Here is a 15,814-nt window from a genome sequence, read left to right on the forward strand (position 1 = left end):
TTTTATAATTTATAAATAGAATAAAAAAAAGATAAAGCGATCTGCTTTACCTTTTTACTCAGCCTCTACAAGCCCTTCATCAAATGGTGCCAGTGAATAATTTCCCTTTTCCACTTGAATCGCTTTTTCTTTCACATCAACTTCTGATAGACGAATTAATGATACAAAATTATTAATTAGTCGTTCTTCAATATCCGTGGATTCTACTAATACACCAATACCAACAACATTAGCCTTAAACTCTTCTAACATACTCATCATACCTTGAATTGTCCCGCCAGCTTTCATGAAGTCATCAATAATTAAAACATTTGATCCCTCTGGAAGGCTACGCTTTGCTAACGTCATTGTTTGAATTCGCTTAGAAGAACCTGATACATAGTTAATACTAACAGTTGGGCCTTCTGTTACCTTATTATCTTTCCTTGCAATTACTACCGGTACATCTAAGTAATTTGCCACCGCATAAGCAAGTGGAATCCCCTTCGTTGCCACCGTCATAACCGCATCAATTGGTTGCCTAGCAAAAACAGAAGCAAACAAACGACCTGCGCCATTAATATGGCGAGGATTACTTAAAAGATCTGTCATATATAAGTAACCACCAGGCAAAATACGATCTGGATTTTCAAATAAGCTACAAAGCTCACCAATAATTAGATCTGCCTCTTCCTCACTTATATATGGTATATATTTCACTCCTCCTGCTGCTCCTGGTACCGTTTGCAATGTGCCGACCCCTTGTTGTTCAAACGTTTGCTTAATAATAACTAAATCTTCACTAATGGAAGACTTAGCTGATTGATACCTTTCAGCAAAAAAAGTGAGAGAAACTAGCTGACGAGGGTTTTGTAACAAGTAATACGTCATATCGACTAATCTTGTACTTCGTCTAATTTTCATACTCTCACCTCAAATCACGAATATTCTAAACAAATCATAACGTATTATACGTCTTTATTCAAGCGTTTCTCGCTCTCCTAATAAACGTACTGCGTATACTTGTTCACAAAATCCTTTTAATCCGTTATATATACGATGCATTCGCGAATCATGGTGCACAAGACCAAATACGGTTGGGCCACTTCCACTCATTAATACGGCATCCGCACCAAATCGCTTCATCTGTGCCTTAATACGTGCAACTTCAGGATGCATCGCAAACGTTACATCTTCTAAAACATTACCAACAGTATCACAAATCCCTTTGTAGTCCCCAGCATTTATGACGTTAACCATTTTATCTACATTTGGATGTGTAACTCGATTTAACTTTAAATTTCCATACACATCAGCAGTAGATACACCAATATGGGGTTTTGCCAAAATAACCCAACAAGAAGGTGGAGTTTTTATGTGCTCAATTTGCTCTCCTCTTCCAGTGGCAATTGCTGTCCCACCATATACACAAAACGATACATCTGATCCGATTTTTGCGCCAAGCTCTGCTAACTGATCAATTGTAAGCCCTAAATTCCATAATTTATTAAGGCCACGTAATGTCGCTGCTGCATCACTACTTCCACCTGCTAATCCAGCTGCTACTGGAATCGTTTTTTCAATAGTAATAGATACGCCTTTTTTCACATTAAACTTCTCTTTTAATAATTTCGCTGCTTGATAAGCTAAGTTTCTTTGGTCGTCTGGGACATACCGATTATGGGATAAAATTTCAATACGGTCTTCTGCTAATTCCATTAGTTCTAAACGATCCGCTAAATCAATTGTTGTCATAATCATTTTCACTTCATGATATCCGTCTTGTCTTTTTCCCAGTACATCTAACGACAGATTAATCTTTGCTGGTGCTTTCACTAGTAGCTTCAATCTATTCACCCACTCTATGTACTCAATCTTTTATCGTTTATTTTACCATAAATTTATAGTAAGACGATGACACTTCCCTAATTATAACGAAAAGCATTCAGAATGAAACTACTTATGTAAAATGATGGCACCTTTTCGAGTACAAAAAGCCGAGGAATCACTCCTCGGCTACCGTAGCATAGAAAGTATCTTACAACTACTGGTTTTGTTTCATTAATTGCTGTTCTGCAATTTCTATAGCACGTTTCACCATGTTACCAGCATCTTTCGCACGAATTCCGCCCCAGCCTTCTTTCTGAACAACATCATAAAAGCCTAGCTCTTTTGCAAGCTCTTCTTTAAATTGATTTGACATGACACCTCTTCGTCTACTCAATGCAGAGTCCCTCCTTATTTTGCTACGGTATAATTAGTATGCAAAATAATATAGCTTTTCATTTGTGGGAATATATGTAACGATACATGAATTATAAAATCACTTCATTATGAGGTTCACCATAAAACGTTAACTCTACTGTCTCTGTTAAAACATCCGCATAGCTATATGATACACGTTGCAACGCATCTTCTTGCTGATCCAATTGTACAACAAAAACAGAACGGTACGTTTCTGCAAGTACACCTGATTGTTCTACTGTTTTTCTTCTCCCACTATTTGCCTTTAACATCAGTCTCTGTCCAAGATGGTGATCTAATTCGCTTTTAATTTCATCTAAACGTTTTGACATATACTTCGTTACACCTCGCTGTAATTTAGATTGAACACTTAAAACACGATATATCTATCCCAATTATTAACCGCAACTCACAGACAATATCATTATAAAAGCATCATGCGTTCAAATAGATAGAAGAAATACTATATTGTAAAAGTATCATTATGTAGTCTGCGCGTTCTTGTCTCTTTTTATCCAAGCTGATTTAAATCCTTCCCATACAAAAAAGCAAGATACATATGTACCTTGCTTATTCTTCATAATGTTGAAAGGGTAATCCAGTTCGTAAAATCCCCCTCGTCTCAATCCCGCCAAGTCCCTTTTCGCCGGTAATCGTATTACGTACAACATCCCATACATTTACTCTTTCCATAAATGACGTAAAACTAATTTTACCAACCACATATACAGGATCTAGTGCGTGAATATTAATTCTAGATGGTGAACTAGCAAAGTTAGCACCCGCTCGAATTAATGCTTCAAAGTGTGATTGGCATGCCCCAGCAAAAATAACGAGTTGATCCAATGATGGATATTTTTTTCTCACTTCTCGAACAGCCTGTACAAAATGCCTTGAATGCCTATATGCTGCTAAATCTCCCTTTACCCCTTTTGATTTTGTATATGCATCGTGCCCCGTAATAACTAAAATGTCTGGACGAAAATGATCTATTAAATCTACTACCTTTTCATGCATCTCTGTTTCTTTACAATGAATACCTTGTACAGGAACACCAATTTTATTATATAAGTCTAAGCACTTGCGCAAATATAACGGGTCCCCATCTATATGCAATACACGTCCTGGCATTTGAAAATAATTCACCTCACTTGTATATCCACCCGTTGAAGTGTGTTCATGCCTTTGTTTCATTAATACATAATCTTGTTGAAACAAACGATACGTACGCTCCATCGTTTCTTTCTCACGCTTCGCTCTTTTTTTATGCTCTCGTTGATCTATACTAATTAAATCTTCAAGTGGCGCATCTGCCACCAGTCTAATTTCCTCTCCAAATAATATAGCTATCTCGCCTTTTATTTCTATAATACGAAAAAGGATATCCCTATTATGAGAATATCGTTCCACTAATTCTCCAACATGTAAAGCCATTCTCCTACCTCCAAACTCGTTAGGCCATCTTACCTGTTTTTAAAGTATGAATGTAGGAGAGGAAAGGTGACAAAAGGGACAGTTCAAGTTGAACTGTCCCTTTTCTATTCTTATGACAATTTATGAAGAACTAATGCATTACTTAATGTTGCAAACTCCTCGATAGATAGCGTTTCGCCTCTTCGTTTTGGATCAATTCCCACTTCTGTTAAAATTCGATCCAACAGCTCTTTATCTTTCGGGAAACCATTTAAATTATTTGATAAATTATTCATTAAAGTTTTACGACGCTGTGCAAAACTTGCTCGTACTACTTCAAAGAAGAATGTCTCATCTGTTACTTCTACAACTGGTTTCGGGCGCTTTAGGAGACGAATAATCGCAGAATCAACATTTGGTTGTGGCACAAACACTGTACGTGGTACAGTCATAACTGTTTCCACCTCTGTATAATACTGAATAGCAATGGATAAAGAACCATACTCTTTCGTTCCAGGTTTAGCAGCTAAACGATCTCCAACTTCTTTTTGCATCATAACAACAAATCCACGAACCGGTAATTTCTCTTCCAACAATTTAAATAAAATTGGCGTTGTAATATAGTACGGTAAGTTCGCTACTACCATTACATCTTGCCCTTCCTCAAATTGCTCACTAAACACCTCATGTACATCTGCCTTTAGTACGTCTTTATTTATAACTGTAACGTTGCTATATGGAGCTAACGTCTCATCTAAAATCGGTAATAACCTCTGATCAATTTCAAAAGCTACTACTTTTTTAGCACGCTTCGCTAATTGTTCTGTTAACGCACCGATACCTGGTCCAATTTCAATTGCACCACTTTCTGAACCAATTTCAGCGTGATCGACAATACGATTTAATACATTCGTATCAATTAAAAAATTTTGTCCTAAACTTTTTTTGAATGAAAATCCATACTTTTCAACAATGTCTTTCGTACGATTTGGCGTTGCGATATCCTTCATTTTCTTTCCTCCTGTATGACTTGCTTATAAGCTTCTGCAAAAGATTCTTTTGAAACTTGAAACATTTGTAAACGTTTATGTAACTGTTTTGCGTTTGTATAACCAATCTTTAATAGCTTACCCATTCTTTCTCTGCGACTCTTTGCCATTTCTCCGCCCACTAAGCCTGCATCGACTAAATCGCTCCAACTAATTTCACTTGTGTAAGCTTCCATTTCTTCATGTATATTCTCTAAAGCACGGCGAATTGATTCATTAGAAGCATGTTCAATCCCGACACCCTTTTTCCTTTTGGCAAGTGCTTCTTCCTTCGGTAAAAAAGCATGTTTACATCCAGGCACCTTATCAGAAATAATTTTTCGAATACGCTCTCCAGGATAATCCGGATCTGTGAAAATAATAACGCCCCGTTTTTGCAGCGCTAATTTAACTTGCTCAATAACATGATCACCGATTGCTGAACCGTTCGTTTCAATTGTATCCGCATCAACAGCACGCTTAATCGCAACTGTATCATCTTTACCTTCTACAACGATAATCTCTTTAATTTTCATGCTTGCCTCCACACTCGTTTCGTCTCTACTTAGTAAAACAAAAAAATGACGACTTTTCCATTATTATTTTCCCCATTCTTACATTTTAAAAAATAGAATGTCCAAAACTTTGTTCTCTCTCCTTATTGTAACACTTCCTCATTCGCCCTTATTTTTTCACAAAAATAAAAAAGAATGGGTTCTCCCACTCCTTTTTATTCAACACCAAATAAAGCTTTTGCATTTTTTGTTGTTATTTCTGCTACTTCCTCATAAGAAATTCCTTTTAAATTCGCAATTTCTTCTGCTACGAGTTTTACATAACTCGGTTCATTTCGTTTTCCTCGAAATGGATGTGGTGTTAAATATGGACAATCTGTCTCTATTAACAATTTCTCTAATGGAATCTCCACAGCAACTTCTTTCGGCTTCTTAGCATTTTTAAATGTAACTGGTCCGCCTAATGAAATTAAAAAGTTCATATCAACACATCGCTCTGCTACTTCTACGCTGCCGCTAAAGCAATGCATAATGCCTCCCACTTCAGCTGCATTCTCTTCTTCTAGAATATCAACAATATCTTGAGTTGCATCGCGGTTATGTATAATAATCGGCAATTTCACTTTTTTAGCTAATGCAATTTGTTTACGGAATACTTCCTTCTGTATTTCTTTTGGAGACTTATCCCAATGATAATCTAATCCCATCTCTCCAAGTGCAACGACTTTAGGATGAGAAGCAAGTTCTTCTAACCAAGCTAGATGTTCTTCTGTCATGTCAATTGCATCAACTGGATGCCATCCAACCGCAGCGTAAATAAAATCATAAGTTTCAGCTAATTCAATCGCCTTTTTTATCGTTACTTCATCAAAACCAACAACAACTGTATAGGTAACTCCCGCTTCTTTCATTCGTGCAATAACCTCTTGCAAATCTTCTTCAAATTGCTCTGCATTCAAATGTGAATGTGTATCAAACAACATAATACATAACTCCTTTTATATTGAAATCAAGTTTATTCTAAAAAATAAGCTCTTTAATAACTTAACGATAACAATACTATAATTTTAATGCAAAAATAGAGAGTGTAAAAAGAAAAAAGACGCTTCACACATGTTACACGTGAAACATCTCTTTTCTTGTCTTAATTACTTGATTTTTGTACCGTTTGGTAGATTTTGGTCGATTGACGCTAATGACAATACGCCATTCTCTTCACCCGCTAAAATCATACCTTGTGATAATTCACCGCGTAATTTTACAGGTTTTAAGTTTGTTACACAAATAACCTTTTTACCTTTTAGGTCTTCCGGCGAATAGAATTTTGCAATTCCTGAAACAACTTGACGCTTTTCTGTACCTAAATCCAGCTGAATTTTTAACAACTTATCTGCTTTTTTCACAGGTTCAGCTGATAGTACTTCAGCTACGCGTAATTCTACTTTAAAGAAATCATCAATTGTAATTTCTTCTGCTTTCGGTTCTTCTTCTTTTTTCTCTTCTACTTTAGGAGCAGAGCTTTTCATTTGTTCTTTAATGTACCCTACTTCTACTTCCATTTCTAAACGCGGGAAAATCGGGTTTCCTTTTTCTACTTTTGTTCCAGCTGGAATACAGCCAATTGTAGATAGGCTTTCCCAAGATTTATGTGCCTCTTCAGTAAGTCCAAGCTGAGCAAACATCTTACTTGGTGCTACTGTTAGGAACGGCATAAGCATAATACCTGTTTGACGAAGCACCTCTGCTAAGTGAGCCATTACAGAAGCTAATTTTTCACGATCATTCTCATCTTTCGCTAATACCCACGGTTGTGTTTCATCAATATATTTATTTGCACGGCTAACCAATTGCCAAATTGAGCTTAGCGCTACAGAGAATTCCATATTCTCCATTGCCTCTTCTACTTTTTTCAATGTATCTTTTGCAAACGTTACTAACGTTTCATCGAATTCCGTTACATTTTCTTTAAATGCAGGGATTTCTCCGTTAAAGTACTTATCAATCATAGCTACTGTACGATTTAATAAGTTACCTAAGTCATTTGCTAAATCGAAATTAATGCGCTCCACAAATCCTTCTGGTGTGAATACGCCATCAGATCCGAATGGAACTTCACGAAGTAAGTAATAACGTAATGCATCTAATCCGTAACGATCGATTAAAGTAACTGGATCTACTACGTTTCCTTTTGACTTACTCATCTTTCCATCCTTCATTAAAATCCAACCATGAGCAAAGATTTTTTTCGGAAGAGGTAAATCTAATGCCATTAAAATGATTGGCCAATAAATTGTATGGAAACGAACGATTTCTTTTCCAACTAAATGTACATCAGCTGGCCAGAATTTCTTATACATCTCTTCATTTTCTGTTCCATAACCTAATGCTGTAATGTAGTTAGATAATGCGTCAACCCATACGTAAATAACGTGTTTCGGGTTACCTGGAACACGAACTCCCCAGTCAAATGAAGTACGAGAAACAGCTAAATCTTCTAGGCCTGGTTTAATGAAGTTATTAATCATCTCATTCTTACGAGACTCTGGCTGAATGAAATGTGGATTATCTTCATAGAATTTTAATAGTCTGTCGACATATTTACCCATTCTAAAGAAATACGATTCTTCACGAACAAGTTCTACATCATGACCACTATCTGGGCTTTTTCCTCCAACTACTTTTTCACCTTCCATAATTGGATCTACTAATTGATGCTCTGTATAGAATGTCTCATCTTGTACAGAATACCAACCTTCATATTCATCAAGATAAATATCACCTTGATCTACTAGTTGCTTGAAGATTTTTTCAACAACATCTTTATGACGATCTTCAGTTGTACGAATAAAATCATCATAAGATATATCCATTTTCTCCCAAAGTTCTTTAATTCCTGCAACAATGTTATCCACATATGCTTGTGGTGTAACATTTAATTCTTCTGCTTTCTTTTGGATCTTCTGTCCATGCTCATCAGTTCCTGTTAAATAATGAACATTGTATCCTTGCATACGCTTATATCGTGCCATCGCATCTCCTGCTACTGTTGTATAAGCATGTCCAATGTGTAATTTTCCACTTGGATAATAAATTGGGGTAGTAATATAAAAGGACTTATTTTCCTCTGTCATTGTTTTGGACCTCCCGGATAACCTCATATGTATTTATAAATAGTATATCAAAAACTTATATATAAAGTGAAACTTTAATCTGTGTGGGGGTGTTCACCCCTGCGGATTATTAGCCCGCACCAATCAGGCTTTTACGAGCAATCCGACTCCAACTTAACTTCTTTGCTCCACCCAAATTTTAAATTTAGAATCTTACTGCTTGGCAAATAGCGGGATAAAAATGAGTTAATACTTAATATCTTTATCATCTATTGCTCATATTTCAAGAAAATATACAGTCCTTACTTACAATCTATAATTTTTTCTGAAAATAAAGTTAAATAATAGTAGAAATTACTCTCATTCTATTATATATAAGAAGTAAGAAATCTATAAATCTTTTTAAAAAATATAGAATTAAAGAATTGACGGAAATGTAAATGATTGGTATCATATGTCCATAGGGTATTTTGTCGAAAAATGACGAATCTAGAAAATAGACTCGAAACTTATAAACTATTTCTTTAGGAGGAAAAGAATTATGAAATCTACTGGTATCGTTCGTAAAGTTGATGAATTAGGTCGTGTAGTAATTCCAATCGAATTACGCCGTACTTTAGGTATTGCAGAAAAGGATGCTCTTGAAATCTACGTTGATGACGAGAAAATCATCTTAAAAAAATATAAGCCAAACATGACTTGCCAAGTAACTGGTGAAGTATCTGATGGTAACCTATCTCTAGCTGAAGGTAAAATTATCTTAAGCAAAGAAGGCGCTGAGCGAATCTTAAACGAACTTCAAGATTATATCGAAACAGCAAAATAAGCTTCTCAATTATGAGAAGCTTATTTTTTATCGACATGATAGATTTGATATACATCGCGTTTCGACAAATCTCGATCTTTAGCGACTGTTTTTATTGCCTCTTTTGAATTCATACCTTTTTCGTTTATATAATGTTCAATATGATCATATACCGAAATAGATTCCCACCATTTTTCTTCTGGGGTAGGTTCTTCCGTTGAACCAGCTACTAAAATACAAAACTCGCCACGAACTTCATTTTGTTTCGTCCACTCAATTGCTTCCTCAACTGTTCCACGAATAAATTCCTCAAATTTTTTCGTTAACTCTCGACATAATACAATTTCTCTATTTCCCAACACTTCTTGCATCGAGATTAAAGTATCATCTAAACGATGGGGCGCTTCATAAAACATCATTGTAGTTTGTACATAACGAAGCTTCTCTAACTCCATTTTTCTTTCTTTTTTATTTCTTTGTAAAAATCCATAGAAATAAAATTGTTTTGTTTCAAGACCTGATGCAATTAATGCTGTAAGGGCTGCATTTGCCCCAGGAAGCGGGATTACATGATACTGTTCTGCTACAGCCTCTACAACAATATCGTAACCTGGATCGGAAATACAAGGCATACCAGCATCACTAACAAGTGCTACAGTCTTTCCTTCGTCTAACTTCCCTAATATTTTCTTACCACTTACTTCCTTATTATGCTCATGGTAACTCATAACGGGGGTTTCAATTTCGAAATAATTACAAAGTTTTTTCGTTTGTCTCGTATCTTCAGCAGCAATTAAATCAGCTTCTTTTAAAATTCGGATTGCACGAAATGTCATATCTTCTAAATTTCCAATAGGAGTTGGTACTAAATATAAAACTCCCTTTTCATTTTGTTGAAAGCTTTTTTGTTGCCACATAGCGTTCTCCTTTTTGCATATATTCTTCTTTTTGTTTTCTATTTAACTGCTTAAAATAATACTCTGCTTGCATAGCTGTACGCTTATCTTCATGAAATTCTATGTATTTTAAAACAACAGGAAGTCTAGCACGCGTATACCTAGCCCCTTTTCCACTATTATGGGTCTGAATCCGCTTCTCTATATGATTTGTATATCCTGCATAATAACTTCCGTCAGAGCACTCTACTACATAAAAACAATGCTTATTCTTCTCCATATAAAATTGAACGAATCTCCTTTGTATATTCATTATTTTCTTCATATACAAAAAGGGGTGGCAATATTTTCAAATCTGCGTTTCCATCCTTAATCCCTTCAATTAACAATGTATTCGCTTCTTTCCCTGCCTTAGGATAAACAAATCGTACACGCTTTGGTTCAATTTTGTATTTACGCATTAATGTAACAATATCTAGCAAACGACCTGGACGATGTACAAATGCTACTTTCCCGCCTTGCTTTACTAATTGACTACTTGCAGATACAACATCCTCTAATGTACACATAATTTCATGACGAGCTATCGCTAAATGTTCATTCATATTTTTCTCAGAAGTTGCAGGTGTTTGAAAATAAGGGGGATTACATGTAACTACATCATATTGATGACGTCCAAGTTTCTCCGGCATATCTTTCAAATCCCCATGTATTAAGTGAATTCTTTCTTCTAACTTATTGTATTGAACGCTTCTGATTCCCATATCATATAAACGTTCTTGAATTTCTACACCTGTAATGTTTCCCTTAGTTCTTGTACTTAATAAAAGGGGGACAACTGCGTTACCTGTACACAGATCAAGTACATTACCTTTTTGAATCGGCACCCAAGCAAAGTCTGCAAGTAAAACAGCATCTAACGAGAAATTGAATACTGATGGGCTTTGTACAATCTTCATATCTTGCGCTAATAAGTAATCTAAACGTTCATCTTCATATAAATTCATATGTTACTCCTTTTCTTACACTTAACCTACCCTATTTCTTCTTCTACTAATAAAAAAACATATTTCATTCTACTCTCATGTATAAAAAATTACCTTTCCAATTATCATTGGAAAGGTAATTTCACTTTTTATTTAAAAATGACAGGCAGAATAAACAATCTCCCTCTTTACGTACACTTCCATAATGCAGATTACAAATATGAAAACCTTCTTGATATAGCCTTGCTAAATTATCGTAGCCTTCGCCAATATCAGTTGTCTTCGGCTTCACTTCTTTACGTTTTTGAGTTTTTTGTTTTTCCTTAATCTGCACTTCTTCAAAGCGGTGTCGCAAATTTTCATTTTCCATTTTTATATGTTGGTTCTCTTCCAACAACTCTGCAAGATGTTGTTTTAATTCTCCCAACTGTTTGTATAAATGTCCAATTTGCTCTTCCATACTAGAAACCGATGCAAAAATATCTTTTTTCTCCACAAGCACCCACCTCATTAATCTGTGGTTTGACTCGAAACGACCCCTTTATTCACTAACTCATCTAACGTATATTCTACTATCCGTTCCTTGTCTACTAGTTCCACTTGAATTAATCTTTCTAAAATATTTAATCCGATAACACGGCCAGTACCATGCGGGGTTTGTATACGTTGATCTAAATCAGGAAGTTGTTCCTTTGCTGCCTCATATTCATCATTCTCATATTTTAAGCAACACATTAAGCGACCACATAAACCAGAGATTTTTGCAGGATTTAATGATAAATTTTGATCCTTTGCCATCTTAATGGATACAGGTTCAAAATCTCCTAAAAAAGTAGAACAACAAAGCATACGACCACACGGACCAATACCACCAAGCATCTTCGCTTCATCACGAACACCAATTTGTCTTAGTTCAATTCTTGTCCTAAAAATTGCCGCTAAGTCCTTCACTAGTTCGCGGAAATCAATCCGACCATCCGCAGTAAAGTAGAAAATAATCTTATTGCGATCGAACGTATACTCTACATCTACAAGTTTCATATCAAGATTATGCTCTACTACCTTTTGCTGACAAACTTGATATGCTTCTTTCGCAGCATGTTTGTTCTCTTCAACAATGGTACGATCATTTTCATTTGCAATACGAATAACCTTTTTTAGCGGTAATACAACGTCGTTTTCATCAACTTGCTTTTTGGTAATAACTACTTTTCCGTACTCAATACCTCTTACTGTTTCTACAATTACAAACTCATTTTCAGAGATATCGAACTGATTCGGATCGAAGTAATACACCTTTCCGGCCTTCTTAAAGCGAACACCTACTACATCATACAAAACGGTCATCCCTCCTGCAACCGCAACACTAACTGTTCGAACACAAGCTGCGCATTTACATTAGCGTTGATTCTATTTTTTGCCTCTAATATATTAAAGAGAGCTGATACAATGCGCTTCTGAGCATAGGAGAAAGATTCAAACATCTCTTTCTGCTCATGAAAAACAAGACGATCTTCTTCTCCAAGTTGAACATATAATAAATCCTTATAAATAAGGAGCAACATATCTAAACCTTGCTGTAATTGTTCTTTCTCTCTAAAGTGTTTCCCCCATTTTTCTTGTACAAAAAAAATAGAGGCTTTATCCTTTTCGAGCGCTTCACATAATTTTATCACTAAAGCTCGTGCTTGTGCAAACCATTCATCACTACATAAAGCTAAAGCTTCATCAAAACTATTCGTGAGTTGCGCAGCAAGTGTCGATAAAGATGCCGTAATACCTTCATCCTGTAATCTTCTAATTAAAGATTCCGTAGGTAACGGTCTAAATGTAACAACTTGACAGCGAGATAAAATCGTATTTAAAATTTGATGACTTTGTTCAGTAAGTAAAATAGCTGTTGTATCACTACTTGGTTCTTCTAAAAATTTTAAAAGTGTATTCGCTGCATTTGCTGTCATACGATCTGCGTGCTCAATAATATATACTTTTTTATTTGCTTCTAATCCTGTTTTTGAAAACTCTTCTTGTAAATCATGAATTTGCTGCTTCTTAATAGATAATCCGTCTGGTTTTACAATATGTAAGTTAGGGTGGTTACCTGAATCAATTCGCTTACAATTTGTACATACGTGACAAGGCTCTACCCCATTCCGCCCAGAACAGAGGAAACTCTTTGCCATTTGAATTGCCGTTGCAAACTTTCCAGTCCCTTTCCCTCCCTCTAACAAGTAAGCGTGGGATATACGCTCTTTTGCAATGCTATTCATCAACATTTTTACACCGATGGGTTGTATAGCAGAAAGCTGCTCCCACGTCTTCGTCATAATGCATACCTCACTTATTTCATTCTTTCCTTCTATTATAACAATTTATCTTCTATAATCTGAACAACTTCTTCTATAAGTTTTTCCATTGGTTGATCAGCATTTACCAATACAATACGATCTGAGAAACGTTCTACAACTTGTAAATATCCTTCACGGACACGTTTATGGAAAGAGATATCTTCCATATCTAATCGATTCACTTCACGTCCTGCATCTTTTTCAATGCGAGCTAAACCAATCTCTGGTTCAATGTCTAGGTAAATCGTTAAACTAGGCATACAGTCCTCTGTTGCGAAACGATTTATTTCAAATACTTTATCCATACCTAATCCTCTTGCATATCCTTGATACGCTAAAGAGCTATCTATAAAACGATCACATAATACAAGGTAGTCCTCGTTAAGTGCCGGCATAACCTTTTCCACCAAATGTTGTCTACGTGCAGCAGCATACAGAAGCGCCTCTGTACGGGCCTCCATCATCGTATATTCTTGTTTATGTAAAATTGTTCTAATATCCTCTGAAATTGCAATGCCACCTGGTTCTCTCGTCGCCATTACCTTTTGTTCTTTTTGTTCAAAGTACGGCAATAAACTTTTAATTAACGTTGTTTTACCCGAACCTTCTGGACCTTCAATTGTTACAAATAATCCCTTCATTCTAAAACCTACTTTCTATATCATACACTTTCATATATTTCGTGTTACCTTGAAAACGAGCGCCTGATTGCTCTAAATACATAATTTGCTCTTTATGTTCTGAAGTAATTCTTTCTCCATACATAATCAATGGAATTCCAGGTGGGTACGGAATTACCATTTCTGCCGCTATCATCCCAACTGCTTCTTCTACAGATACTACTTTTGTTTCATATCCTTCCAGTTGTTTATATGTATACGGTAAAGGAGAAAATTCTCCTTTATAAGTATAACGAATAGATTCCTTCTTGTCTTTCACCTCATAATATTGCAATGCCTCTCGGATCATCTCTATAGCCTTCATATACTCCTTATTTACTTGCAAGGGCAAAATAAATAGGACATTATATGGATCCGCCATTTCTGTATATATACCGACCTTTTCAAATACAGACTGTAATTCGTATCCTGATAACTGACAACGTGTCTGTACAGTAACCTTTAACTCGTCTTGTAATGGATATTGTAAAATAGCTATTTGTGGAATAGAACACAATTCGTCTTTAAATCCCCGTAAAAACTCGACAATTTCATCATGTCCCTTTTCTTTTATACGTGCTATTGTAAAGCGTGCAATATCAAGAGAAGTCATAATTGGATACGATGGACTACTAGATTGTAGCATACTTAAATAGGTAGAAACTTTTTCTTCTTTCACTAAGCGACTATTTATATGTAAATAGGACCCCATTGTCATCGCGGGTAATGTTTTATGTGCAGAATGAACTACAATATCTGCACCATATGCTAATGCTGACTTTGGAAATGCTCCCCCTAAACAAAAATGGGCTCCATGTGCTTCATCTACTAAAACAGGGATTTTATGTGCATGTGCATAAGCGATGCTTGCCTCTAGATCCATCCCCATACCATAATAATTAGGATGCGTTAAAATGAGTGCTTTAGCATTTGGATATTTTTCAATTGCTTCCTTAATAATTTCCTCATGAATTCCCACTGGTACATTATAAGCTTCATCAATCCATGGATCTAAAAAAATTGGATTTGCGCCCGCTAATTTTAAACCATTAATAATTGATTTATGACAATTTCTTTGTACAAGAACAATATCATGTTCTCCACAACAAGACAAAATCATTGCTAGGTTCCCTACCGTTGAACCATTAATTAAAAAATAACTTTTGTTCACTCCATATACATCAGCTAATAACTGTTGTGCCTCATCTATACATTCAAACGGACTATGTAAATCATCTAACCCTGACAACTCAGTTACATCGATAGATAGTATATCTTTAAACTCCCCTACAGCTTCCTGAGGGAAGTTTAAACCATTTTTATGACCTGGAACATGAAAGGATAACGGCTCTCTTTCTTTAAACCCTGTTAATGCCTCATATAAAGGTATGCGATTTTGATTCATCTATATCTCTTCCTTATTAGTTCATTCTTCCTCTATTATACAGAACAAAAAAAATAATAGGCATATGCCTATTTAAAAATATGATACTTCTAATTTCCGAAGCTGTTTTAAATAATATATATACTTCGGATCATTTGTCTCCGTATTCACCATATCCTTTTCACATTCATAACATATTAAATTATTATAAACATATATCCCTTCTTTTCTTTCTGTCTCACAAACAATACAAACTTCATTTTGTGCTTTCATAACCTTCCCTCCCTATTTAAATGGACATATTTTATACTTCTATTCCTTAACAATTTACAGAAAAATATACATCCATCTCTTATATAATATGATTAACCCTTGGGCAACGTGTTTGTATTACCATTACTTCTTTTTTCGTACTGTTTGAAAACAGAAAAAAACACAAGTCAAAAG

At 35.5% G+C, this 15,814-nt stretch carries 19 protein-coding genes; 1 reads left to right on the plus strand and 18 read right to left on the minus strand.

What is annotated here, in order from left to right:
• Positions 1 to 54: 54 nt before the first annotated feature.
• The 9 genes from purR to metG all read right to left on the minus strand — a co-directional run bounded on the left by purR (position 55) and on the right by metG (position 8,310).
• On the minus strand, positions 55 to 903 hold the full coding sequence (gene purR, locus DM800_RS18465) for a pur operon repressor (protein WP_000702481.1): 849 nt from the start codon (positions 901 to 903) through the stop codon (positions 55 to 57).
• Between the two features lie 54 nt (positions 904 to 957).
• Positions 958 to 1,827: a 4-(cytidine 5'-diphospho)-2-C-methyl-D-erythritol kinase gene (gene ispE / locus DM800_RS18470; RefSeq protein WP_000772096.1), complete on the minus strand. Its 870-nt coding sequence runs from the start codon at positions 1,825 to 1,827 to the stop codon at positions 958 to 960.
• 196 nt (positions 1,828 to 2,023) lie between these two features.
• Positions 2,024 to 2,203 (minus strand): acid-soluble spore protein SspF, encoded by a 180-nt coding sequence (gene sspF / locus DM800_RS18475; RefSeq protein WP_001985066.1) that lies wholly within the window; start codon positions 2,201 to 2,203, stop codon positions 2,024 to 2,026.
• Between the two features lie 91 nt (positions 2,204 to 2,294).
• Positions 2,295 to 2,555, minus strand: coding sequence for a biofilm formation stimulator Veg (veg, locus tag DM800_RS18480; RefSeq protein WP_000044349.1), 261 nt, complete (start codon positions 2,553 to 2,555; stop codon positions 2,295 to 2,297).
• A gap of 238 nt (positions 2,556 to 2,793) precedes the next feature.
• On the minus strand, positions 2,794 to 3,657 hold the full coding sequence (gene yabG / locus DM800_RS18485) for a sporulation peptidase YabG (RefSeq protein WP_001173738.1): 864 nt from the start codon (positions 3,655 to 3,657) through the stop codon (positions 2,794 to 2,796).
• Positions 3,658 to 3,767: 110 nt separating this feature from the next.
• Positions 3,768 to 4,646 (minus strand): 16S rRNA (adenine(1518)-N(6)/adenine(1519)-N(6))-dimethyltransferase RsmA, encoded by an 879-nt coding sequence (gene rsmA / locus DM800_RS18490; protein WP_000651555.1) that lies wholly within the window; start codon positions 4,644 to 4,646, stop codon positions 3,768 to 3,770.
• Positions 4,643 to 5,200, minus strand: coding sequence for a ribonuclease M5 (gene rnmV, locus DM800_RS18495; RefSeq protein ID WP_000692830.1), 558 nt, complete (start codon positions 5,198 to 5,200; stop codon positions 4,643 to 4,645). Before rnmV ends, rsmA begins: the two co-directional genes overlap by 4 nt.
• Before the next feature lie 194 nt (positions 5,201 to 5,394).
• Positions 5,395 to 6,162: a TatD family hydrolase gene (locus DM800_RS18500; protein WP_000895836.1), complete on the minus strand. Its 768-nt coding sequence runs from the start codon at positions 6,160 to 6,162 to the stop codon at positions 5,395 to 5,397.
• Positions 6,163 to 6,327: 165 nt separating this feature from the next.
• Positions 6,328 to 8,310, minus strand: a complete 1,983-nt coding sequence (gene metG, locus DM800_RS18505; RefSeq protein WP_048542191.1) for a methionine--tRNA ligase — start codon at positions 8,308 to 8,310, stop codon at positions 6,328 to 6,330.
• 520 nt (positions 8,311 to 8,830) lie between these two features.
• Here metG and DM800_RS18510 point away from each other — a divergent pair.
• Positions 8,831 to 9,115, plus strand: coding sequence for an AbrB/MazE/SpoVT family DNA-binding domain-containing protein (locus DM800_RS18510; RefSeq protein WP_000843039.1), 285 nt, complete (start codon positions 8,831 to 8,833; stop codon positions 9,113 to 9,115).
• 20 nt (positions 9,116 to 9,135) lie between these two features.
• Here the strand turns inward: DM800_RS18510 and rsmI are convergent, their stop codons facing one another.
• The 9 genes from rsmI to DM800_RS18555 all read right to left on the minus strand — a co-directional run bounded on the left by rsmI (position 9,136) and on the right by DM800_RS18555 (position 15,640).
• Positions 9,136 to 10,011: a 16S rRNA (cytidine(1402)-2'-O)-methyltransferase gene (gene rsmI, locus DM800_RS18515; RefSeq protein WP_098058793.1), complete on the minus strand. Its 876-nt coding sequence runs from the start codon at positions 10,009 to 10,011 to the stop codon at positions 9,136 to 9,138.
• Entirely contained in the window at positions 9,980 to 10,270 is a 291-nt protein-coding gene (locus DM800_RS18520; RefSeq protein ID WP_000414343.1) for a GIY-YIG nuclease family protein, read from the minus strand. Before DM800_RS18520 ends, rsmI begins: the two co-directional genes overlap by 32 nt.
• Positions 10,257 to 10,997: a tRNA1(Val) (adenine(37)-N6)-methyltransferase gene (locus DM800_RS18525; protein ID WP_060486369.1), complete on the minus strand. Its 741-nt coding sequence runs from the start codon at positions 10,995 to 10,997 to the stop codon at positions 10,257 to 10,259. The genes DM800_RS18520 and DM800_RS18525 overlap by 14 nt, the downstream gene beginning before the upstream one ends.
• Positions 10,998 to 11,118: 121 nt before the next feature.
• Positions 11,119 to 11,472: a DNA replication initiation control protein YabA gene (gene yabA / locus DM800_RS18530; RefSeq protein WP_000412057.1), complete on the minus strand. Its 354-nt coding sequence runs from the start codon at positions 11,470 to 11,472 to the stop codon at positions 11,119 to 11,121.
• 14 nt (positions 11,473 to 11,486) lie between these two features.
• Complete coding sequence (locus DM800_RS18535) at positions 11,487 to 12,314, minus strand: PSP1 domain-containing protein (RefSeq protein ID WP_000272429.1); 828 nt, start codon at positions 12,312 to 12,314, stop codon at positions 11,487 to 11,489.
• 5 nt (positions 12,315 to 12,319) lie between these two features.
• Entirely contained in the window at positions 12,320 to 13,303 is a 984-nt protein-coding gene (gene holB / locus DM800_RS18540; RefSeq protein ID WP_046954526.1) for a DNA polymerase III subunit delta', read from the minus strand.
• A 35-nt stretch (positions 13,304 to 13,338) separates the two neighbouring features.
• Positions 13,339 to 13,965 (minus strand): dTMP kinase, encoded by a 627-nt coding sequence (tmk, locus tag DM800_RS18545; RefSeq protein WP_000677225.1) that lies wholly within the window; start codon positions 13,963 to 13,965, stop codon positions 13,339 to 13,341.
• Between the two features lies 1 nt (position 13,966).
• Positions 13,967 to 15,388 carry an aminotransferase class I/II-fold pyridoxal phosphate-dependent enzyme gene (locus tag DM800_RS18550; RefSeq protein ID WP_147787317.1) on the minus strand — a complete coding sequence of 474 codons (1,422 nt, stop codon included), beginning with the start codon at positions 15,386 to 15,388 and terminating at the stop codon, positions 13,967 to 13,969.
• Positions 15,389 to 15,460: 72 nt separating this feature from the next.
• On the minus strand, positions 15,461 to 15,640 hold the full coding sequence (locus DM800_RS18555; RefSeq protein ID WP_000647291.1) for a sigma factor G inhibitor Gin: 180 nt from the start codon (positions 15,638 to 15,640) through the stop codon (positions 15,461 to 15,463).
• Positions 15,641 to 15,814: the final 174 nt, after the last annotated feature.

It is taken from the genome of Bacillus sp. AY18-3 (assembly GCF_008042305.1).
Lineage (GTDB): Bacteria > Bacillota > Bacilli > Bacillales > Bacillaceae_G > Bacillus_A > Bacillus_A wiedmannii.

Excerpts from the sequence above, each read along its gene's own strand:
- purR (WP_000702481.1), bottom strand. The coding sequence starts at position 903 with ATGAAAATTAGACGAAGTACAAGATTAGTCGATATGACGTATTACTTG.
- veg (WP_000044349.1), bottom strand. The coding sequence starts at position 2,555 with ATGTCAAAACGTTTAGATGAAATTAAAAGCGAATTAGATCACCATCTT.
- yabG (WP_001173738.1), bottom strand. The coding sequence starts at position 3,657 with ATGGCTTTACATGTTGGAGAATTAGTGGAACGATATTCTCATAATAGG.
- rsmA (WP_000651555.1), bottom strand. The coding sequence starts at position 4,646 with ATGAAGGATATCGCAACGCCAAATCGTACGAAAGACATTGTTGAAAAG.
- rnmV (WP_000692830.1), bottom strand. The coding sequence starts at position 5,200 with ATGAAAATTAAAGAGATTATCGTTGTAGAAGGTAAAGATGATACAGTT.
- DM800_RS18500 (WP_000895836.1), bottom strand. The coding sequence starts at position 6,162 with ATGTTGTTTGATACACATTCACATTTGAATGCAGAGCAATTTGAAGAA.
- metG (WP_048542191.1), bottom strand. The coding sequence starts at position 8,310 with ATGACAGAGGAAAATAAGTCCTTTTATATTACTACCCCAATTTATTAT.
- DM800_RS18510 (WP_000843039.1), top strand. The coding sequence starts at position 8,831 with ATGAAATCTACTGGTATCGTTCGTAAAGTTGATGAATTAGGTCGTGTA.
- rsmI (WP_098058793.1), bottom strand. The coding sequence starts at position 10,011 with ATGTGGCAACAAAAAAGCTTTCAACAAAATGAAAAGGGAGTTTTATAT.
- DM800_RS18520 (WP_000414343.1), bottom strand. The coding sequence starts at position 10,270 with ATGGAGAAGAATAAGCATTGTTTTTATGTAGTAGAGTGCTCTGACGGA.
- DM800_RS18525 (WP_060486369.1), bottom strand. The coding sequence starts at position 10,997 with ATGAATTTATATGAAGATGAACGTTTAGATTACTTATTAGCGCAAGAT.
- holB (WP_046954526.1), bottom strand. The coding sequence starts at position 13,303 with ATGACGAAGACGTGGGAGCAGCTTTCTGCTATACAACCCATCGGTGTA.
- tmk (WP_000677225.1), bottom strand. The coding sequence starts at position 13,965 with ATGAAGGGATTATTTGTAACAATTGAAGGTCCAGAAGGTTCGGGTAAA.
- DM800_RS18550 (WP_147787317.1), bottom strand. The coding sequence starts at position 15,388 with ATGAATCAAAATCGCATACCTTTATATGAGGCATTAACAGGGTTTAAA.
- DM800_RS18555 (WP_000647291.1), bottom strand. The coding sequence starts at position 15,640 with ATGAAAGCACAAAATGAAGTTTGTATTGTTTGTGAGACAGAAAGAAAA.